This window comes from Sphingomonas sp. PP-CE-3A-406 (assembly GCF_003688625.1).
GTDB lineage: Bacteria > Pseudomonadota > Alphaproteobacteria > Sphingomonadales > Sphingomonadaceae > Sphingomonas.
The window spans coordinates 76378-96903 of the sequence record NZ_RCWY01000003.1 but is presented as its reverse complement, the minus strand read 5'-3'; the positions used below and the strand labels follow the sequence as shown (position 1 = coordinate 96903).

The 20526-nt window shown below is 66.4% G+C and carries 18 protein-coding genes; 11 read left to right on the top strand and 7 right to left on the bottom strand.

Features of this window, described 5'->3' with window-relative positions:
• Positions 1-138 precede the first annotated feature (138 nt).
• Positions 139-1827, bottom strand: coding sequence for a class I adenylate-forming enzyme family protein (locus tag C8J44_RS12375; RefSeq protein WP_121904802.1), 1689 nt, complete (start codon positions 1825-1827; stop codon positions 139-141).
• Positions 1828-1864: 37 nt separating this feature from the next.
• Between C8J44_RS12375 and lgt the strand changes: the two genes are divergently transcribed.
• The 6 genes from lgt to C8J44_RS12345 all read left to right on the top strand — a co-directional run bounded on the left by lgt (position 1865) and on the right by C8J44_RS12345 (position 7517).
• On the top strand, positions 1865-2800 hold the full coding sequence (gene lgt / locus C8J44_RS12370) for a prolipoprotein diacylglyceryl transferase (protein ID WP_121904801.1): 936 nt from the start codon (positions 1865-1867) through the stop codon (positions 2798-2800).
• 138 nt (positions 2801-2938) lie between these two features.
• Positions 2939-4000 carry a class I SAM-dependent methyltransferase gene (locus C8J44_RS12365; protein WP_404969211.1) on the top strand — a complete coding sequence of 354 codons (1062 nt, stop codon included), beginning with the start codon at positions 2939-2941 and terminating at the stop codon, positions 3998-4000.
• Positions 3973-4509, top strand: coding sequence for a GNAT family N-acetyltransferase (locus C8J44_RS12360; RefSeq protein WP_310886168.1), 537 nt, complete (start codon positions 3973-3975; stop codon positions 4507-4509). The genes C8J44_RS12365 and C8J44_RS12360 overlap by 28 nt, the downstream gene beginning before the upstream one ends.
• A gap of 159 nt (positions 4510-4668) precedes the next feature.
• Positions 4669-5442: a peptidoglycan editing factor PgeF gene (gene pgeF, locus C8J44_RS12355; protein ID WP_121904799.1), complete on the top strand. Its 774-nt coding sequence runs from the start codon at positions 4669-4671 to the stop codon at positions 5440-5442.
• Between the two features lie 77 nt (positions 5443-5519).
• Entirely contained in the window at positions 5520-6866 is a 1347-nt protein-coding gene (locus C8J44_RS12350) for a cystathionine gamma-synthase family protein (protein WP_121904798.1), read from the top strand.
• Between the two features lie 135 nt (positions 6867-7001).
• Entirely contained in the window at positions 7002-7517 is a 516-nt protein-coding gene (locus C8J44_RS12345) for a phosphoribosyltransferase (RefSeq protein WP_121886347.1), read from the top strand.
• 362 nt (positions 7518-7879) lie between these two features.
• On the opposite strand, the gene C8J44_RS12340 is transcribed toward C8J44_RS12345, so the two are convergent.
• On the bottom strand, positions 7880-8275 hold the full coding sequence (locus C8J44_RS12340; protein WP_121905434.1) for a glycine zipper 2TM domain-containing protein: 396 nt from the start codon (positions 8273-8275) through the stop codon (positions 7880-7882).
• 155 nt (positions 8276-8430) lie between these two features.
• Here C8J44_RS12340 and C8J44_RS12335 point away from each other — a divergent pair, with 155 nt between their 5' ends.
• Positions 8431-9456 carry an esterase-like activity of phytase family protein gene (locus C8J44_RS12335; protein ID WP_259466842.1) on the top strand — a complete coding sequence of 342 codons (1026 nt, stop codon included), beginning with the start codon at positions 8431-8433 and terminating at the stop codon, positions 9454-9456.
• Positions 9457-9527: 71 nt separating this feature from the next.
• Here the strand turns inward: C8J44_RS12335 and rpmB are convergent, their stop codons facing one another.
• On the bottom strand, positions 9528-9827 hold the full coding sequence (rpmB, locus tag C8J44_RS12330) for a 50S ribosomal protein L28 (RefSeq protein WP_056053386.1): 300 nt from the start codon (positions 9825-9827) through the stop codon (positions 9528-9530).
• 182 nt (positions 9828-10009) lie between these two features.
• On the opposite strand from rpmB, the gene C8J44_RS12325 reads away from it, so the two are divergent.
• Positions 10010-10228, top strand: a complete 219-nt coding sequence (locus tag C8J44_RS12325; protein WP_055874129.1) for a hypothetical protein — start codon at positions 10010-10012, stop codon at positions 10226-10228.
• A 60-nt stretch (positions 10229-10288) separates the two neighbouring features.
• The gene (locus tag C8J44_RS12320; protein ID WP_121904797.1) at positions 10289-10717 is read left to right on the top strand and encodes a nucleoside deaminase; all 429 of its coding nucleotides are present in this window, start codon (positions 10289-10291) and stop codon (positions 10715-10717) included.
• A 140-nt stretch (positions 10718-10857) separates the two neighbouring features.
• Here C8J44_RS12320 and pepN read toward each other — a convergent pair whose 3' ends face one another.
• Positions 10858-13446: an aminopeptidase N gene (gene pepN, locus C8J44_RS12315; RefSeq protein ID WP_121904796.1), complete on the bottom strand. Its 2589-nt coding sequence runs from the start codon at positions 13444-13446 to the stop codon at positions 10858-10860.
• A 277-nt stretch (positions 13447-13723) separates the two neighbouring features.
• On the opposite strand from pepN, the gene C8J44_RS12310 reads away from it, so the two are divergent.
• Positions 13724-15430: a M28 family metallopeptidase gene (locus tag C8J44_RS12310; protein WP_121904795.1), complete on the top strand. Its 1707-nt coding sequence runs from the start codon at positions 13724-13726 to the stop codon at positions 15428-15430.
• Positions 15427-16263 (top strand): NAD(P)-dependent oxidoreductase, encoded by an 837-nt coding sequence (locus tag C8J44_RS12305; RefSeq protein ID WP_121904794.1) that lies wholly within the window; start codon positions 15427-15429, stop codon positions 16261-16263. The genes C8J44_RS12310 and C8J44_RS12305 overlap by 4 nt, the downstream gene beginning before the upstream one ends.
• Here the strand turns inward: C8J44_RS12305 and C8J44_RS12300 are convergent.
• The 3 genes from C8J44_RS12300 to C8J44_RS12290 all read right to left on the bottom strand — a co-directional run bounded on the left by C8J44_RS12300 (position 16176) and on the right by C8J44_RS12290 (position 20497).
• Entirely contained in the window at positions 16176-17099 is a 924-nt protein-coding gene (locus C8J44_RS12300) for a DMT family transporter (protein ID WP_121904793.1), read from the bottom strand. The two genes, C8J44_RS12305 and C8J44_RS12300, sit on opposite strands and share 88 nt — an antisense overlap.
• On the bottom strand, positions 17096-18097 hold the full coding sequence (locus C8J44_RS12295; RefSeq protein WP_121904792.1) for a low specificity L-threonine aldolase: 1002 nt from the start codon (positions 18095-18097) through the stop codon (positions 17096-17098). The genes C8J44_RS12300 and C8J44_RS12295 overlap by 4 nt, the downstream gene beginning before the upstream one ends.
• 246 nt (positions 18098-18343) lie before the next feature.
• Positions 18344-20497 carry a transglycosylase domain-containing protein gene (locus C8J44_RS12290; RefSeq protein WP_121904791.1) on the bottom strand — a complete coding sequence of 718 codons (2154 nt, stop codon included), beginning with the start codon at positions 20495-20497 and terminating at the stop codon, positions 18344-18346.
• Positions 20498-20526: the final 29 nt, after the last annotated feature.

Genomic DNA, 20526 nt, shown 5'->3' with positions numbered 1-20526 from the left:
TCCCCCACGGGGAGAAGGTGGCGCGGAGCGTCGGATGAGGGGGAGTGGGTCTCCGGGGCCGTGCCGGGGGTCTCACTCCCCTCTCCCTTCCGTCGCCAAGTGGCCCCTCCCTCCCTCTCCCCGTAGGGGCGAGGGAAGTCAGGTCAGCGCTCGGTACGTGGCCTTCAGTGAGACCTTGTCGATCTTCTCCGTCCCCAGTCTTGGCAGCGGCTCTTCCGAAATCCAGATCTGCTGCGGTATCTTGAACGCGGCGATGTGCTGGTGGAGGAACGCGGTCAGGTCGTCCGGGGTCAGCGTTTCGCCGTCCTGCGGCACTACCACTGCGCCGGGGACTTCGCCGAAGCGCTCGTCAGCGAGGCCGAACACGGCGGCTTCCGCAACCGCTGAGTGTTCGTACAACGCCGCCTCGACCTCCTGGCACGAGATGTTCTCGCCGCCGCGGATGATGATGTCTTTCTTGCGGTCGACGATGAAGAGATAGCCGTCCTCGTCGAGGTAGCCGATGTCGCCGGTGCGGAAATAGCCGTCCGACGTGAACGCCGCGGCGGTCGCATCCGGACGGTTCCAATATTCCTTGAAGTTGCAGATCGTGCGGATGCAGACTTCGCCTCGCTGGCCCTGGTCGAGCGGGTGGCCGGCATCGTCGAGGATGGCGAGGTCGACCAGCGGCGCGCCGGGGCGGCCGGCGGAATTGGGCTTGGCGAGGTAGTTGGTCCGCCAGTTGCCCGTGCCGACCGCGTTGGTCTCGGTCAGGCCGTAGCCGATCAGCGGTGCGCTTCCGCCCATTTCCTCGTCGATGCGGCGGACGTGGTCGACCGGGCGGGGTGCGCCCCCCGCGGCGAAATCGGTGACGGTCGACAGGTCGTAATTGGCGCGATCCGGGTGGTTGAGGATCTCGAAGCTCATCAGCGGCACGCCGACGAAATAGGTGACGCCCTCCGCCTCGATCAGGCGCATTGCCTCGCCTGCATCCCATTTCGGCATCAGCACGAGCTTGCGCCCCATCGCGAAGCTCTGGAGGAACACCGGCACTTCCCCGGTGATGTGGAACAGCGGGATCGTCAGCAGCGCGACCGGCTGGCCGACCGGCGGATTGCCTTGCGCGGTGGCGATCCCGACCATCATCATGACCTGGCCGAGATAATTGAAGATGCCCTGCACGATCGCGCGATGCTCGGACAGCGCGCCCTTCGACTGGCCGGTCGAGCCGCTCGTGAATAGGATGGTGGCATGATCCTCCGGCCCGAGCAGCGGGAGGTCGGCGGTGTGATCGTCCTTTGCGAACACGGCTCCGAGCGCGGCGTCGAGTTCGCGCGAATCGTCGATCTCGACCACCGGCGCGCGTAGGCCCCCGATCTGCGCCAAGCGCTTCACGCGCGGCGGATCGGCGAACACGAGTGCGCAATCGACTTCGCCGATCGCGGTCTCCAGTTCCTCCGACTGCCACCAGCCGTTGAGCAGGGTCACGACGCCGCCAGCCATGATGATGCCCATGTAGAGAACGATCCAAGACGGCGAGTTGCGCATCGCGATGCCGATTCGGTCCCCCTTGGCGATGCCGTACCCGCCGACAAGGGCACGCGCGCAACGCTCGGCGGCGGCGTAGACCTCGCCGAAGGTCAGTCGTTCGGCGCCGGAGACGAGGAAGACGGTGTCGCGGTGCTCGTTGGCGTAGTGCGCGAAATAGTAGCTGAGCGCGGGCGGGGCGGCGGCGATCGTCGGCAGCGTGACGCCGAACCGCTCGGCCGATCCGAGCGCGAGCATGCCGTCGGGCGCGGTCAGCGCGGCCATCGTCGAATCCATAGCTGCATCGAGCTCGGTCCGCATATCGCTCTCCTACTTGGTCTTATCGTTATCGGTCTTTATGCAGGGGCGAACGCGTGGGGAAAAGCCTTTGATCCTGTCGACCATCACCGCCGCTGCGGGTGCCGTAGCGCCTGCCGTCGGCAGTCACATCCGCTTCGAGGATCTGGGGCTGCACCCCGACGTCTTCTCGATCGGCTTCTTCACGCTGCGCTGGTACAGCCTCGCCTATATTGGCGGGATCCTGCTCGGCTGGTGGTATCTGCTGAAGCTGCTCGCCCAGCCCGGCGCACCGATGGCGCGGCGGCATGCCGACGACCTCGTATTCTACGCGACGCTCGGCATTATCCTCGGCGGGCGGCTCGGCTACGTGATCTTCTACGCGCCCGAGATGTTCCTGCATCCGCTGCGTATCTTCCGGCTGTGGGACGGTGGCATGTCGTTCCACGGCGGCGTCATCGGTACGTCGATCGGGCTGATCCTGTTCGCGCGGAAGCATCAGCTCAACTGGCTGCGCGTACACGATTATATCGCGTGCTGCGTGCCCTTCGGACTGTTCTTTGGGCGGCTGGCGAACTTCGTCAATGGCGAGCTCTGGGGCAAGCCGACCGACGTTGCGTGGGGGATCATCTTCGAGCGCACCGTGCCATTCGGCATGGTCGAGCCGGCGCGGCATCCGAGCCAGCTGTACGAGGCGGGGCTGGAGGGCATCGTCCTGTTCGCGCTGCTGTGGTTCGCGTTCTGGAAGACCAAGGCGCGGTACGATCCGGGCAAGCTCGTCGGGTTGTTCGTGCTGGGGTACGGGATCGCGCGATTTACCGTCGAGTTCTTCCGCGAGCCGGATTCGCAGTTGCGGGCGTTTGCCGAGCATACCGGGCTGCACATGGGCCAGTGGCTGTGCGTGCCGATGATCGTTGGTGGCGCGTATCTGGTGGCGACGTCGGCCAAGCGCCGCGTGCGGGTCGAGCCGATCGCGGGGACGGCCAGCGTCGCCTGACCCTTCCTTCAAATAGAAGCACCACCCCGGCGGAGGTCGGGGCCCAGTTGGGAAGGTTGAGGTGACGACGCGGAACGCACGTCACTACGGACGTTCCAACTGGGCCCCGGCCTTCGCCGGGGGGTAGAGATTTTTGAGATGGTCGACATGCCCGACACCCTCGTGACCGACACCGCCCTCCCGGAACGCCTTGCCCGCGCGATCGCACTCGCGGGTCCTATCCCCGTCGCGCAGTATATGGCGGCGGCGAACGCGCACTATTATGCGACGCGCGATCCGCTGGGGGCGGGGGGCGACTTCACCACTGCGCCCGAGATCAGCCAAATGTTCGGCGAGCTTGTCGGGCTGTGGTGTGCTGATCTTTGGGACCGCACTGGTCGCCCCGAGGTGGCTTGGGTCGAACTTGGACCGGGCCGCGGGACGCTTGCTGCCGATGCTGCGCGCGCAATGACGAAGGCGGGACTCACGCCGCCGGTGCATTTCGTCGAGACCAGCCCCGCGCTCCGGGCCGCGCAGGCCGAGCGGGTGCCCGCTGCCACGTGGCACGACGCGGTCGACACGCTGCCGACCGATCGCCCGTTGATCGTCGTCGCCAACGAGTTCTTCGATGCGCTGCCGATCCGGCAGTTGGTGAAGCGCGAGCAGTGGCACGAGCGGCTCGTCGCGGCGCAGGACCTGCTGTTCTTGCCGATCGCAGGGAAGCCGCTCCCGGATGCGGTGATCCCCGAGCTGTTTCGGGACGCGCCCGCGGGCTCGATCCTCGAAACCTCGCCTGCTGCCGTGACGATCATTCGCGGTCTCGCCAAGCGGATCGCGGCGCAGGGCGGTGCGCTGATCGCGGTCGACTATGGCTATGAGGGGCCGGCACTCGGCGACACGTTGCAGGCGGTGCGCGGGCATGCGTTCGCCAATCCGTTCGAGGCGCCCGGCGAGCACGACCTGACCGCGCATGTCGACTTCACCACGCTCGCCGCCGCGGCGCAGACCGAGGGCGCGGTTGCGTGGGGGCCGGTGACGCAGCGCGACCTGCTCGGCGCGCTCGGGATCGATTCGCGGACGTCGGCACTCGCCAAGGCGTCGCCTGCGCGGGCGGAAGCATTGGCAGCGGATCGAAGGAGGTTGATGGACGACATGGGTACGCTTTTCAAAGCGCTGGCGATCACCGCGCCGAATTGGCCGACACCGGCGGCGTTTGCATGATCGCCTATCGCGATGCCGTGCCCGCCGACGGTGCAGAACTCGGTTCGATGGCGAAGCAGTCTTTCACCGATACGTTCGGTACGCTGTACCGGCCTGAAGACCTCGCCGCGTTTCTCGAGCAAACGTTCGGGGAAAAGGGGTTGCCGGCGCAGCTGTCCGACCCGGCCTTCACGGTGCGTGTCGCGGTGGACGAGTCGGATGAGCTCGTCGGGTTTGCGAAGATCGGCCCGGTGGCATTTCCCGGCGACTGGCCGGCGACGGCAATCGAACTCCACCAGCTTTATGTGCGCGGCGACCAGCATGGTGCGGGTGTCGGGCCGGCGTTGATGGACTGGGCGATCGATGTCGCACGCGCCGAGGGGCGGACGGAGATGATCCTCAGCGTGTATGTCGACAACCACCGGGCGCATCGATTCTATCAGCGCTACGGCTTCGTCGAGATCGGGCGGTATGTGTTCATGGTGGGCGAGCAGCCCGATGATGACCGGATCATGCGGCTCGTGTTGTGATCGGTGGCGCTACCAGCATCGCGCGGAACGGTACCACCCCGGCGGAGGCCGGGGCCCAATTGGAAAGGTCGTAGTAACGATGCGCAGTCCCCTGTCAGCAACGTCCCCCAATTGGGCCCCGGCCTTCGCCGGGGTGGAGCTATCGGAGAGGCGGTCGCTATGACCATCGACGTGATCCGCGCGAAGGCACTCGGCGACATCCCGCATGGTTTTCTCGGCCGTCGTGGCGGCATCTCGACCGGGGCGTATGCGAGCCTCAATGTCGGCATCGGGTCTGACGACGACCCCGCCGCCATTGCTGAGAACCGCCTTCGCGCTACCGAGGCCGTCCTCCCCGGTGCGAGGCTTGTCGGTCTCTATCAGGTCCATTCCGCCGACTCGGTGACCGTGATTGAGCCATTCGACGACGCGATCCGGCCGCACGCCGACGCGCTGGTGACCAACCGCCCCGGCCTTGCGCTCGGTATTCTTACCGCGGACTGCGCACCCGTGCTGTTCGCCGACCGCGAGGCTGGCGTTGTCGGGGCCGCACATGCCGGGTGGAAAGGCGCACTCGGCGGCGTTACCGACTCCACGATCCTCGCGATGGAGGCGATCGGTGCGCACCGCAGCCGGATCGTCGCCGCGGTCGGGCCGTGCATCGCGCGTGCCAGTTATGAGGTCGACGACGGCTTCATTCGCCGGTTCTGCGAGGCGAATCCGGAGAACGAGCGCTTCTTTGCGGACGGCCGCGCCGTCGAGAACAGGGGCGATCATTACCAGTTCGACCTGGAGGCCTATGTCGTCAGCCGCCTAGCGGTCGCCGGGATCGGTCGGATCGAGGCGCTCGGGCTCGACACTTACACCGATGACGATCGCTTTTTCAGCTATCGGCGAGCGACCCATCGCGGCGAGCCCTCCTATGGGCGTCAGATCAGCATCATTGGCCTATAGCGGGTCCCAAATCCCGCATCGCTCGTTTAGGCTTCGCACATCGGCTCGCAGCAGACGGGCCACGCAGGAGCATATTGATGTCCGATACCCCCGAAAACGCCGGCGCCGTCCCCGCCGAAACCGAAGCTGACCTGACCGGCGTAGCCGCACGCGTCGCACCGAAGCCGTCGATTGGCGAAATTGGTGGGCGGAAACTGAAGCCGTCGACCCTTATGATGGGCCACGGCTATGACCCGTCGCTATCGGAAGGCTCGCTGAAGCCGCCGATCTTCCTCACCTCGACCTTCGTCTTCCCCAACGCGGCGGCGGGCAAGCGCCACTTCGAAGGCGTCACTGGCAAGCGTCCGGGCGGGGCCGAGGGCCTCGTCTATTCGCGCTTCAACGGGCCGAACCAGGAGATCCTCGAGGATCGCCTCGGCGTCTGGGAAGAGGCGGAGGACGCGCTCGCCTTCTCGTCGGGCATGTCGGCGATCGCGACGCTGTTTCTCGCGATGGTGAAGCCAGGCGACACGATCGTCCATTCGGGACCGTTGTACGCGGCGACCGAGACGCTGATCGGGCGCGTGCTCGGCAAGTTCGGGGTCAAGTGGCTCGACTTCCCGGCTGGCGCGACGCGCGAGGAGATCGATGCGGTGATGACCGAGGCGGCGACCGGCAACGTCGCGCTGATCTATCTGGAAAGCCCGGCGAACCCGACCAACGCGCTGGTCGACGTCGAGGCGGTCGCGGCGAGCCGTGACGCGATCTTCAAGGGCGAGAAGCCGCCGATTGCGATCGACAACACATTCCTCGGGCCGCTCTGGTTCCAGCCGCTCAAGCATGGCGCTGATATCGTCGTCTACTCGCTGACCAAGTATGTCGGCGGGCATTCGGATCTCGTCGCGGGCGGCGTGCTCGGCACTAAGGAGCACATCAACACGATCCGGACGATGCGGAACACGATCGGGACGATCACCGATCCGAATACCGCGTGGATGCTGTTGCGATCGCTGGAGACTCTCGAACTGCGGATGAGCCGTGCGGGCGAGAATGCGGCCAAGGTCTGCGCTTTTCTCCGTCACCATCCGAAGGTGGAGCGGGTCGCATATCTGGGTTTCCTCGAGGACGAGCCGGGCATGGAGCGTCAGGCGGACATTTATCGTCGCCATTGCACCGGCGGCGGTTCGACCTTCTCGCTGTACCTCAAGGGCGGCGAGCGCGAGAGCTTCGCGTTCCTCGATGCGCTGAAGATCGCCAAGCTGGCGGTATCGCTTGGTGGGACCGAGACGTTGGCTAGCCATCCTGCGGGGATGACGCATCTGTCGGTGCCCGACGCGCGGAAGCAGGCGCTGGGCATCACGGACAACCTCGTGCGCATCTCGATCGGCGTGGAGGATCCAGACGATCTGATCGCCGATTTCGAACAGGCGCTGGAGACGATCTAAGCCCAACCCTCCGTCATGCCGGGCTTGTTCCGGCATCCACCGTGCCGCACATCGATCGAGAATAGTTCGCGGCACGGTGGACCCCGGAACAAGTCCGGGGTGACGTTTCGATGTACACTGGCTAGCGTCCTGCCGATGCCAATCTTCACCCCGATCCCGCAGCACGAGTTCGTCGCCGCGATCCACATCCTAGCCGCCAAGCTGACCGAGGATACTTGGAAGCCCGATTTTATCATCGGCATCGGCCGCGGGGGCCTCGTGCCGGCGGTGTTCCTCAGTCACGCGATCGGCTTGCCGACGCTGTCGGTCGACTATTCGAGCCAGGTGAAGGACTTTGCCGACGAACCGCTGGTCAAGCTCGCCAAGCGGACGCGGGACGGCGAGCGGCTGCTGTTCCTCGACGACATCAACGATTCGGGGCGGACGATCACGCATTTGCGCGGGGCGCTTGTTACGGCGGGGGCGGTCGAGGGTGCGGTGCGGTTTGCAATGCTGATCGACAACGTCAGTTCGGCCGAGCGGATCGAGTATTGCGCGCGGACGATCGACCGGACGGTGACGAAGGACTGGTTCGTGTTTCCCTGGGAGGCGGTGGCACCGGCGGCGGCGATTGCCGAGGATGCGGCGGAAGTGCCTGAGCGGATCGCCTGATCGAGCCCACCACCGTCATCTGATCCACGCACTACCGTCATCCTGACGAAAGTCAGGACCCAGGGTAACTGACCACCGTAGGTCGTGGCTCTGGGTCCTGACTTTCGTCAGGATGACGGAGTAGGTGAGACGGCGCTGTCACCATCTATGGTGCCGGATTCAGAAGAACAAAGGGCCGGCTCCCGTACGGGAAGCCGGCCCTCGCCCTCGATACGCTACGCGAGGGAACTGGGAAACTGGTGTGGCTCGAACGAGCGGGACGTCGGCAAAGCCGTCGTCGGTCGGGTCAGGCTAAGCGCCTGCCCGCCGTCCGTGCCGGCGATTGCTCGCTTTCGCTCGCACCGGCCCGGGCGCTGCCGGGCTTACCGCCGGCAATACCCGGGGTTATCCGACTTATCGATCGCGTTGCCGGCCAAGCCACCGCCGGCTGCGCCGAGCAGAGTCCCGATCGTCCGGTCACCGCGACCGGCGATGGTGTGGCCGAGCAGGCCGCCGGCGAGTGCGCCGATGATCGTGCCGCCGGTGTTGTCGCAACCGCGACGGCTGCGCGCGTTGTAGTTGTAGCGGCGGTCGTTGCCGCGGTACTCGCGATAGTCGCTCCGGTCGTAACCACGATCGTATCCGCGATAGCCGTCCTGATACCCATCGTAGCCCCGCTCGTAGCGTTCGCCCCAGCGCTGCGCATCGGCGGCGGCGGGAACGAGGGCGGTCGCACCCAATGCGAGGGCACTGGCAGCGAGTGTAAAAGTCTTGAACATCGTGCGTCTCCCGTTGGGGATTTCGGCGGCGGCGGGGGCCGTGCTTCCATCCTCGATGAGACGCTTATGGGTGATTCGCATTGAGCTAAGCCTGAATGCCTCCGTTATCCGCTGTTCATGCTTCCGCGGATCGCCGGACGCCCTATTAGGACGCGATGCGGCGCCTGATCACTGTCCTGTTCGTATGCGTGAGCGTCTACACGATCGTCCCGACCTGGTCAGGCGAAGCGCGGCTCGACCTCCTTGGCAAGAGCGCGCAATTGACGGCGACCCGAGCCATGCTCGATCGTACCGACCCGCGGCATGTGCGCGTTGGCGGGCTGACGTATCTCGGCGGCGTGGCCCTCGACAGCCGCGATCCGGCGTTCGGCGGCTTCTCGTCGCTCGATGTTGCGCATTCTGGCACGGACGACCGATTCACGCTGCTCAGCGACGGCGGCAATATCGTCCAGTTCCACATGGGGCAGGATTGGCGGCCGCATGCGATCGCCTTTGCAAACCTGCCCGCCGGGCCCGGCATCGGTTGGGAGAAGGGCGACCGTGACAGCGAGTCGATGGCGATCGACCCGCGGACGGGGCAGGTCTGGGTCGGCTTCGAATACCGCAACGCGATCTGGCGATATTCGTCCGGGTTCGCGCACTACGAGTCCCGCGTAAATCCTGAGGCGATGCGAAAATGGCCCGCCAATGGCGGTGCGGAATCGATGGCCCGCATGCCGGATGGCCGGTTCGTGGTCATCAGCGAGGTGGCGCATGCTCGTCCCTCGGACTGGAGTCGGTCGGAGGACGAGCGGCTGCACACGCGCCAAGCGCTGATCTTCGCGGGGGATCCGACTCAGGTCGGGCCGCCGCAACGGTTCGCCTACGAACCCTATGGTCGCTACGATCCGTCTGACGTCACCGCATTGCCGAACGGCGATCTGCTGGTGCTCGATCGCGGCTTCAGGTTGCCGTTCCGCTGGTCCAACCGGATATCGCGAGTCGTCGCACGGGATGTGGCAGCGGGGCGAAGCGCACGCGGGCGCCTAATTGCGACGATCGCCGCGCCGCTGATCCACGACAATTTCGAGGGGATCGACACGACCATCGAGAACGGCGCGACGATCGTGTGGATCGTGTCGGACGACAACCAGATGTTTCTTCAGCGCACGCTGCTGCTGAAGTTCAGGCTGGATCGCTGACCCCGTAAACGCCGACGGCCCGCCCTGCGAGGTGCAGGGCGGGCCGCGGTGATCGCACTACGACGTCGCTGTTAGGCGGCGACGGCCGATGCTGCGATCTTCTTGACGACTTCGCGCTTCAGGCGACGAACGCGAAGCGACAGCTTGTCGTCCGATACCTTCACCAGCCAGTTGTCGAGGCCGCCGTTGTGCTCGACGGTGCGCAGGCCATGCGTCGAGACGCGCAGCTTGACGCCCTTCTCGAGCGAATCGGAGAGCAACGTGACGTTCTGCAGGTTCGGCAGGAACGTGCGCTTGGTCTTGTTGTTGGCGTGGGAGACGTTGTTCCCGACCATCCGGCCCTTGCCGGTCAGTTCGCAGATGCGCGACATGTGATTACCTATTCAAGTGTCGGGAGGAACCCCGGAAAGGCGCGCGGATAGCTGGCACGCCGGCTTTCGTCAACCGATTCACGTCGAACGTGCCCGCGGTTGTCCGCAATGGGCATTGTGCAACCCACGGCGATCGACGACGTTGTTACGCTATCGAACTGTTCAATAAAAGGGGATGTCCCATGCGTACGCTCTTGTCTCTCGTCGCGATCGTCGTGCTGGTCGTGGTCGGCCTGATGTATTTCGGGATCATCAACATCGACCAGACCCGCCAGGGCGTCGTCCAGGCACCGAAGTTCCAGGCCGACGTCGCCAAGGTCACGCTCGGCACCGAGAACAAGACCGTGGCGGTGCCGACGATCAACGTCGAGAAGCCGGCCAACAGCCAGGCACCGAACTGATCTTTACGCGGGGCGGGCGGCGGGGCAGGGCCTGAGGCCATGTTCCCCGTTCCCGTCCCTATGCGCCGCGCGCTCGACGCGGCACGCGATGCGGCGCTGGCTGGGGAAGTCCCGGTCGGCGCCGTTGTCGTTAAGGACGGCGTTATTATCGCGACGGGGGCGAATGCGCCGCGGGCGTTGTGCGATCCGACTGCGCATGCCGAGATCCAGGCGATTCGCGCGGCTGCTTTGGCGTTGGGGAGTGACCGGCTTGAGGGATGCGATCTCTGGGTGACGCTGGAGCCTTGCGCGATGTGTGCCGGGGCGATCGCGCATGCCCGGATCTCGCGGCTCTATTATGGGGCGGCGGATGCGAAGGGCGGGGCGGTGGAGCATGGACCGCGGTTCTTCAGCCAGCCGACGTGTCATCATCGGCCTGAGATTTATGCGGGAATTGCGGAGACCGAGGCTGCGGGGATTTTGCGCGAGTTCTTTGCGAGCCGCCGGTAGGTCATCCGGTCGCGCGCGGCCCCACGCCCACTTCCCGTTCGCCCTGAGCGAAGTCGAAGGGTGTGCCCCAAGTGAAGGTGCTTCGACTTCGCTCAGCACGAACGGGAAAGGGACGTGCCTTTCCGATCTCCCCCGGAGCGTTACCCTTCTAGACTCTTCGACGCCTGCTCGAACAGGTCCTTCGAGAGCCCCGGCGTCCGCACGATCCGCTCCAGTTCCGCGCGCATCAACCCCGCGCGCGCCGCGTCGAATCGGCGCCAGCGGCCGAGGGGCGGCAGGAGCTTCGCCGCGGTCTGCGGGTTCAGGCGGTCGAGCGCGATCAACTGGTCCGCGAGGAACCGGTATCCATTCCCGTCGGCATTATTGAACGCCCGCTGGTTCGCGCCGAACGCACCGATCAGCGATCGCGCGCGGTTGGGGTTGGTCAGCGTGAAGTCGGCATGCTCGGCCAGCCCCGCCACGATCGCGCCGGTATCGTTGCGCGACGACTGCGCTTGAGCCTGGAACCACTTGTCGAGCACCAGCGGATTGTCGCAATATTGGCTGTAGAAGATATCGAGCGCGGTGGTGCGGATCTCGGACTCGCTGCTGACCAGAGTCGTTAGAGCGCCCATCCGGTCGGTCATGTTGTCCGCCGAATCGAACTGCGCGAAGGCGAGGTCCGCCGCATCCGCCGCACCGCTTGCCGCGATATAGCCGAGTGCTACGGTTCGCAGGCGACGCAGGCCCTTGCCCTCCGGCGTATAGGCGTAGGACTGGTCCTCACCCCGCGCGTAAGCCTGCCGCCATTGCGCCTCCAGCCGCGTGCCGAGATCGCGGCGCAGCGCTTCGCGGGCACGGAAGATCGCGTCGGGATCGACGACGGCCATCTGGTCGCCGATGAAGCTCTCCGAAGGCAGCAACACCGCCTCCGCGACGAAGGCGAGATCGAGATCGGTGTCGGCGAGCGTGTTCGCGACCGCGGCGATGACGCCCCCGTGATCCGCACGCCCGCCCGCCGAGGCGACCAGCGTGTCGAGCATCAACTGCTGCATCGCCTCGTAGCGCGCAAACGGATCGTCGTCGTGCGCGCTGAGGAAGGCGAGATCGGCGGCGGTGCGGTCGCTTTCGACCACCACCGGGGCGGAGAAGCCGCGGTTGATCGATAGCACCGGGCGCTCGGCGAGGCCTTCGAATTCGATCGTGTCGAGCGTGTCGTCGAACAGGACGAGGCGTTCGTCGGTTAGAGCCGCACCCGAGTCCGCGCCGAACAGCTTCACCCGCAACGGCAGCACCATCGGCGACTTCGCCGGCTGGCCGGGCGTCGCGGGCACCTGTTGCGCGAGCCGCAAGGTCGCGCGGTCGCCCTCATGCGACAGGCTCGCTGAGACACGCGGCGTGCCCGCCTGCGAATACCAGAGGCGGAACTGGGTAAGGTCGACCTTGCCGCCTTCCTCCATCGAGGTCACGAAATCCTCGCAGGTCGCGGCCGTGCCGTCGTACCGGTCGAAATACAGGTCGGTGCCGGCGCGGAAGCCCTCAGGGCCGAGGATCGCGGCCATCATCCGGATCAGTTCGGCGCCCTTGTTGTAGATCGTCGCGGTGTAGAAGTTGGAGATCTCCTGGTAGGATTCAGGCCGCACGGGATGCGCGAGCGGGCCCGAATCCTCGGGGAATTGCGACGCGCGCAGGCCGCGGACGTCCTCGATCCGCTTGACCGCGCGCGAACCCTGGTCGGCGGAGAAGCCCTGGTCGCGGTAGACCGTGAAGCCTTCCTTCAATGACAGCTGGAACCAGTCGCGGCAGGTGATCCGGTTGCCCGACCAGTTGTGGAAATATTCGTGCGCGACGACCGCGGCGATCGCGTCGTAATCATAGTCGGTCGCGGTATCCGGGTCGGCCAGGATGTAGCGCGAGTTGAAGATGTTGAGCCCCTTGTTCTCCATCGCGCCGAAGTTGAAGTCGTCGACCGCGACGATGTTGAACACGTCGAGGTCGTATTCGCGACCATAGGTCGTCTCGTCCCACGCCATCGCGAGTTCGAGTGCCTTGAGTGCGTGGTCGGTCTTGGGGAGGTCGGCCTCGCGCACCCAGATGCCGAGCGACACCTCGCGGCCCGACATCGTCGTGAAGCTGCTGCGGTTCACCGCGAGATCGCCGGCGACCAGCGCGAACAGGTAGGAGGGCTTGGGGAACGGGTCGTGCCAGGTCGCCCAGTGGCGGCAGTCGTCGAGATCGCCCTGCGCGACGGGATCGCCGTTCGCGAGCAGCACGGGGAAGTGCTTCCTGTCGGCGGTCATCCGGACCGAATAGACGCTGAGCACGTCGGGGCGGTCGGGGAAATAGGTGATGCGGCGGAAGCCTTCGGCCTCGCACTGCGTGCAAAGGTTTCCGCCCGACGCGTAGAGTCCCATCAACTGCGTGTTGCGATCGGGGGCGATCTCGACCTGAGTCTCGACGACATGCGCGGCGCCGGTGAGGGGGATGACGAGTTGCTCGCCGTCGATCCGCCAGTCGTTGATCGCGACGCCATCGACCGTGACCGAGAGCGGCTTCTGGCCCGCGCCGTCGAGCCGGAGCGGTGCGCTGTGATCGCCGTTGCGCGTGACCGACAAGGTAGCGGTGACACGCGTGGTTGACGGATCGAGGTCGAAATCCAGTTTCGTCTCGGGGACCAGCCACTCGGGCGGGGTATAGTCCTCGCGGCGAATGACGAGCGGGTGGGCGAGACTGTTCTGGATATCGAGCATATGTTTGCGAATATAGGGCCGTGGCGTCCTACCGCCAGACAAAGCTTGGGGCCGTGCGGTTCGATCACTTGCACCTCCCCGGCGAAGGCCGGGGTCCAGTTGGAGAGGTTGTAGTAACGGAACGCAGCCTGCGTCATCACCGTCTCCCAACTGGGCCCCGGCCTCCGCCGGGGTGGTACTTCTCCGCGAAGAAGGTCTTTGCTCCATGCCCAAAGCTTGCGCGGGTGACAGTGGATGCTACGCCGCTGCAACACGTTCCCTTTGCAAGGATTTCCGGATGTATCGTCCTATCGGCGCGCTCGCGGTGCTCGCGCTTTCTACCTCTGCCCTTGCACAGACTGCGCCCCAAGCTGCCCCCGCGACGGTTCCGGTGTCCTCTCCGAATACTGCCGAGCTGAACGCGAAGCTTGCCGCACCGCTGCCGGCTGATCAGGCGGCGATGAAGGCGCATGTGCTGTTTCTCGCGTCGGATGCGATGAAGGGACGCGAGGCCGGCAGCCCCGAGTTCGACATCGCCGCGCAATATGTCGCCGCGCAGTTTTATGCCGCGGGTTTGCGGCCGGGTGGCGATCAGGGCGGGTATCTCCAGACCGTGCCGCTCGTGTCGTACAAGGCGGCGAGCAAGGGCGATTTCGTCTGGACGGGTCGCATGGCCGCGCAGCCGCTCGTGTTCGGTGAGGATTACGTGCCCGCCGCGAACGGCGCGAAGGCGGAAACCAGCGTGTCGGCGCCTGTCGTGTTCGTCGGCTACGGCATCGACGCGCCGCAATATGGCCAGGACGACTACAAGGGTGTCGATGTGCGCGGCAAGATCGTCGCCTATTTCGGCGGCTCGCCCGCGCGGTTCGGCGGCGAGGAGCGTGCATTCTTCGGGTCGGGCGGCACCAAGGCGGCGATCGCACAGGCCAAGGGCGCGGTCGGCGTGATCACGCTGGAAAGCCCGCGCTCGGCAAAAGTGCGGACCTTCGGCAAGCTGGCCGACTCCTATGCGACGCCGCGGATGACATGGGCGAACCTCGACGGTACCGGCAAGGTCGATGCACCTGGCGCGCCGTCGCTCGGGACGGTCAGCATGGTCGGTGCGGCCAAGCTGTTCGCTGGTGCGAAGACGTCTTGGAGCCGGATCGCCAAGCAGGCGGCAGGTGACAACGCCAAGTTCAAGGCGGTGCCGCTGGTAGGTACGCTGACGGTCGCGACGAAGACGAGCTTCGTGCCCGGCGCGAGCAGCAACGTCGTCGGGATGATCCCGGGCAGCGATCCGGTGGTCGGCAAGGAGGTCGTCGTGCTCTCCGCGCATCTCGATCACATCGGCATCACCAAGCCAATTAAGGGCGATGCGCTCAACAACGGTGCGCTCGACAACGCGATCGGCATCGCCAGCCTGATCGAGGAGGCCAAGCGCTTCACGGCCAGTGGGCAGGCGCCCAAGCGCACCATCATGTTCCTGGCGGTCACTGGCGAGGAGAAAGGCTTGGTCGGCAGCGATTACTTCACCAACCACCCGACCGTGCCGCTGACCTCGATCGTCGCCGACGTGAACCTCGACATGCCGATCCTCACCTACAAGTTCGAGGACATGGTGGTGTTCGGCGCCGAGCGCTCGACCATCGGCCCGATCGTGCAGAAGGCCGTGGCGGCGATCGGCGTCGGCCTGTCGCCCGATCCGATGCCGGAGGAGGGCATCTTCGTCCGCTCGGATCACTTCCGCTTCGTCCAGAAGGGCATTCCGTCGGTGTTCCTGTGGCCGGGTCAGAAGGGGCCGGGCAAGGCGGCGGTCGCGTATTTCATGGCGAACAATTACCACAAGCCGTCGGACGATCTGACTCAGCCGATCCTGTGGGATCAGGGCGTGCGGTTCGTCGATGCGAACTACCGAATCGCGCGCGAGATCGCGGATGGCGCGCAGCGGCCGGTGTGGAATGCCGGCGACTATTTCGGGACTTTGTACAAGGGGCCGATGGCTGGAACGGCGGTGGCGCCATGAGCCGATTACTGGTCTTCGGTCTCGGCTACACCGCGTCGCGGCTTGCCGAGCGGCTGGCGGCGGATGGCTGGCATGTCGTCGGCACGACGCGGGACGGGCGGGGTGATACGCTTCGGTTCGACGATGTGGACGCGGTGACGGCGGAGATCGCGGCGGCAACGCACATCCTGTCGTCTGTGCCGCCCGAGCATGAGGCGGACCCGGTGCTCGGGCGCTACGGTTCGCTGTTGCTGCGGACACGGGCTTGGATCGGCTATCTGTCGTCGACGGGCGTGTACGGCGATGCGCAGGGCGCGTGGGTCGACGAGACCGCGCCGATCGGTGGCGGTCGTCGGAGCGCGCGGGCGGCGGCGGATGCGGACTGGCTGGCCATTGGTGCGCGGACGTTCCGGTTGCCGGGGATCTACGGTCCCGGACGCTCGCCGCTCGACCGGGTGCGGCAGGGCAAGGCGCACAGGATCGAGCAACCCGGCCAGGTGTTCAGTCGCGCGCACGTTGACGACATCGTCTCGGGCGTGATCGCCGGGTTCGATGCGCCGGCGGGGGCATACAACCTCGCGGACGACGTGCCCGCGTCGCAGAACGACGTCGTGGCGTTCGCGGCGATGCTGCTCGGGATGCCCGCGCCGCCGTTCGTGACGCTTGAGGAGCTCTCGGCGATGGGGCGCGGCTTCTATAACGAGAACCGGCGGGTGGCGAACGGCAAGGCCAAGCGGGTACTCGGTTGGACGCCCGCCTGGCACGATTACCGTGCTGGCCTGCGTGCGCTGAGCGCGATGACGAGGCCGATGCCGGACAACACCGCGCCAGCGACCGCCAAGGTCGACCAGTGATAGCGCTCGAAGATCGTCGATAGCAGCATCGCGATGACTGGCACGATCACGCCCGAATACGCGGCCTTGGCCGGTCCGATCGCGCGGATGACGTTGAAGTAGAGCGGGAAGGCGAGCGCGGAGGCGAACACGCCGAGATAGAGGATGCCAGCGACATAGCCGAAGCGCGGCTCGAACACCGGCGGCCCGGTGGTGATCCAGGCGAACGCGGCGTCGAGGCACGCGCCGATCAGCATCGCCATCGCCAGCGTCGGCGCCATCGGATAGCGCTTGGCGAACGCGCTGCCCTGGATGACGTTGGCGACCGACGCGGCCATCACGCCGCACAGCGTCAGGACGATGCCGATCGTCGCCGAGCGCGGCCCGTGCGGATCGACCCGCGCTTCGTTGACGAACAGCAGCGCGACCCCCGCCATCGCGACCGCGCACCCGACCATCAGCTGCCGTCCGAGGCGCTGCTTGAGAAAGATGCGGCCGAAGATCGCGTTGGGGACGAGCAGGAGCGCGAACACCACCGCGACGAGGCCCGACGTCACATAATGCTCGGCGCGGTAGACGAAGTTGAAGTTGAACGTGAACAGCGCGATGCCGATCACCGCCGCGAACGCGTAGCCGCGCGCATCGAATTTGAAGCTCTCGCGCTTGATGCCTGCGTAGATCGCCATCGCGATACCGGCGACGAGGAAGCGGTAGCTGATCGACCAGCTCGGCGGCACCACCGCGATCTGGTCGCGGATCACGAGCCACGTCGAGCCCCAGATCAGCGTGACGATCCCGAACGGGATCAGCACCGCGGCGCGGGTCGACTGAGGTGGGTCGGTCGGGCCGGGGGTCATAACTCCCGGATCGCGTCGGCGAGCAGGGCGACTGCGTCCGCCGGGCTGTCCCAGGCTGTGACGAGCCGGATTTCGCCGGCGGTCCAATCGTAGAAGTCGAAGCCTTTCGCGCGGAGGGCTGCGGCTTCTTCCGGCGTGGCGCGGAGGAAGACTTCGTTGGCCTCGACCGGGTGGACGAGGCGGTTGCCGGCGGCGGTAGCGAGCTTGGCGGCGGCGTCGTTCGCGGCCTTGGCATTGGCGAGCCAGAGGTCGTCGTCGAGCATCGCGAGGATCTGCGCGGCGAGATACCGCCCTTTTGACAACAATAGCCCAGCGCGTTTGCGGCGGTATTGCGTGACGGCGGCAAGGTCGGGCTTGAAGAAGACCAGCGCCTCCGCGCTCATCGCGCCGTTCTTGACGAAGCCGAAGCTCAGCGCGTCGACGCCGGCGCGCCACGTCATGTCGGCGGGCAAGCAGCCGACGCGTGCCATCGCGTTGGCGAAGCGCGCGCCGTCCATGTGGAAGCCGAGCCCGCGCTCCTTCGCCAGCCCGCCGATCTCCGCGACCTCGTGCGGCTGGTAGACGCGGCCATATTCGGTAGCGTTGGTGATCGAGATCGCGTGCGGCTGGACGCGGTGGACGTCGTCGGGGATCGCGTTGAGGACGGTTCGGATGGTGTCGGGGGTGAGCTTTGCGCCGTCGCCGTCGGCGAGGAACAGCTTGGCGCCGTGCGTGTAGAATTCGGGCGCGCCGCCCTCGTCGTTCTGGATGTGCGCGTCGCGGTGGCAGACGATGCCGCCATGGGGGGGGCAGAGCGCTGCGAGTGCGAGGCAGTTGGCGGCGGTGCCGGTCGGGACCCAGAGCACCGCGACGTCGGTCTCGAAAAGTTCGGACAGGCGGCCGTCGAGCTGCTGGCTCCACACGTCGCCGGCATAGGCGGTGTCGAGCGTGTCGGCGGCGGCGATCGCGGCCATGACCTGCGGGTGGATCCTGGCGGCGTTGTCGGAGAAGAAGCGCATGGGGGAGACATGCTGCGATGCGGTGGTGGCGTCAACGGGGGCATCGGCTCAGGTGAGGATCAAAGCTGCTCTTCCACCCCGGCGAAGGCCGGGGCCCAATTGGGGGCGGTAGGTGGCGAAGGGCTGCGCGTCGTTACCGCGACCTTTCCAATTGGGCCCCGGCCTCCGCCGGGGTGGTGCCTGATAGCCGAGGCGGTGCCTAATTGCTGGGGTGGTGCTGACTGACGGATGGCGTCGATCAGCAAACTACTGCCCCTCGTCGGGCCCCTGTTCTTCCTCCGGCGGCCGGCGATCTTCGCGGGGAGGCGGGCCTTCCTGACGGTCGCGGCGGGAGGGGCCGACAGAGATAGTACCGTCTTCACCCATCTTCAGGTTGAAGCCCATTCCTTCGATCTCCCCGCCTAACGGCAGAATAGAATTGTCCTGTTCGTCCGCAGGCAACGCGTCGGGATCGACTTCCTCGACCGCGGGAGCCGGCGCCGCGATCGGTGCGATGCCCAGCGCGCTCTGCATGAAGTCGCGCCAGATCCGTGCGGGGATGCCGCCGCCCGACAGGCCGGGGTTGGAGGAATTGTCGTCGTTGCCGACCCACACGCCGACCACCAGATCGCGCGCGAAGCCGACGAACAGCGCGTCCTTGTTGTCGGACGTCGTGCCGGTCTTGCCGAACGCGTCGACCGTCAGGTTCGCGCCGCGCCCGGTGCCGGTGCGGATCGAGGCCGCCAGCAGGTCGAGCATCTCGTCGTGGATCTTGCTCGGCATCTCGGTCGCGCCGCCGGTCAGCGACTGGTACCAGCCCTTCTCGCGCACGTCGGCGAGCCCGCGCGGCTGGACCGGATATTGCTCGCGCGCGATCGCGGCATAGGCGGCGGTGAGTTCGAGCAGCGACACGGTCGAGGTGCCGAGGCCGATCGTCGCCTCGCTGGGGATCGGCGTCGAAATGCCCAAGTCGCGCGCAGCCTTGATAACCGCCTTGACGCCGACCTGTTGCGTCAGCCGCGCCGCGGCAACGTTGGACGAGCGCGCGAACGCCTGGCGCAGCGTGATCGTCCCCTGATAGCGGCCGTCGCTGTTCTTCGGCGTCCAGTCGCCGATCGTCACCGGGCGGTCCTCGATCGTCGAATCGGGGGTGAGGCCTTGGCGCATCGCGGCGAGATAGACGAATAGCTTGAAGGTCGAGCCGGGCTGGCGCCGCGCCTGGGTCGCGCGGTTGAACGGGCTTTTCGCGTAGTTCTTGCCGCCGATCATCGCGACGACGCGACCATCGGGGCGCATGGCCACCAGCGCGACCTGCGCCTGACGCAATCCTGCGCGCGCGACGGTGCGTTCTGCGGCGCGTTGCAGGCGCGGGTCGAGTGTCGTCTGGACGGTCGCCTCGGTCTTGATCTCGCCGGCCTGGTCGCGCGCTTCGGGGAGGATCCAGTCGGCGAAATAGGTGCCGTTGGGGAGCTGCGACGGGCGGCTGCCGAGCACGCGCTGCGGCTGGACCGCGTCGCCCTCCGCCTTGGTGAGGAAGCCCGCGTCGACCATCGCGCCGACCACCACGGCCTCCCGCTTGCGCGCGCCTTCGAGGTTCGACGTGGGAGCGAGACGCGATGGTGCCTTGACCAGGCCGGCGAGCATCGCCGCCTGGCCGACGTTGAGCTTGTCCGGCGTGCGGCCGAAATAATGCTTGGCGGCCGCGCTGATCCCGTAGGTGTTGTCGCCGAAATAGACGTTCGAGAGATAGCGCGAGAGGATCTCGTTCTTCGACAGCCATGCTTCGAGCCAGAAGGCGATCATCGCCTCGCGGATTTTCCGCGTCGCGGTGCGGTCCGAATCGAGGAACGCGTTCTTCGCGAGTTGTTGCGTGATCGTCGAGCCGCCCTGGCGGACGCCGCCCGAGCCCATGTTCGCCCATGCCGCCCGCGCGATGCCGCGCGGGTCGACGCCCCAGTGCGAATAGAAGCGTCGGTCCTCGATCGCGAGGAACGCCTGCGTGACATGCGGCGGAAGCTTGGCCGCATCGACCGACTTGCCGATGATCGCGCCGCGCCGCGCGATCGGCGTGCCGTCGTCCGCGGTAAGCGTGATCGACGGCGGCGTCGGCGGCTGGAGCGACTTCGACAGCGGTGCGGTGATCGCGAGCCAGATGATGGCGATCACCAGCAGGACGATGCCGATCCCCGCTCCGCGCAGGATCCAGCGACCGATCGGACGCTTGCGTCGCGGCACGCGGGCGGTGGCGTAGGGCGCCGCATCGCGGTCGTCATATGACCCGGACTCGTCACTATCGCGCTCGGCTTCGTATTTCTGGCGCAGGCGTTCGCGTTCAGTGATCAGCCGCTCGCGCTCATACGCATAGGGCTCGCGGTCGCCGCGCGAACTGGAACGGTCGGGGTCGAAGGGATCGGGGCGCATCGGATCGTTCCAGGTCGGCCAAGCGGCGG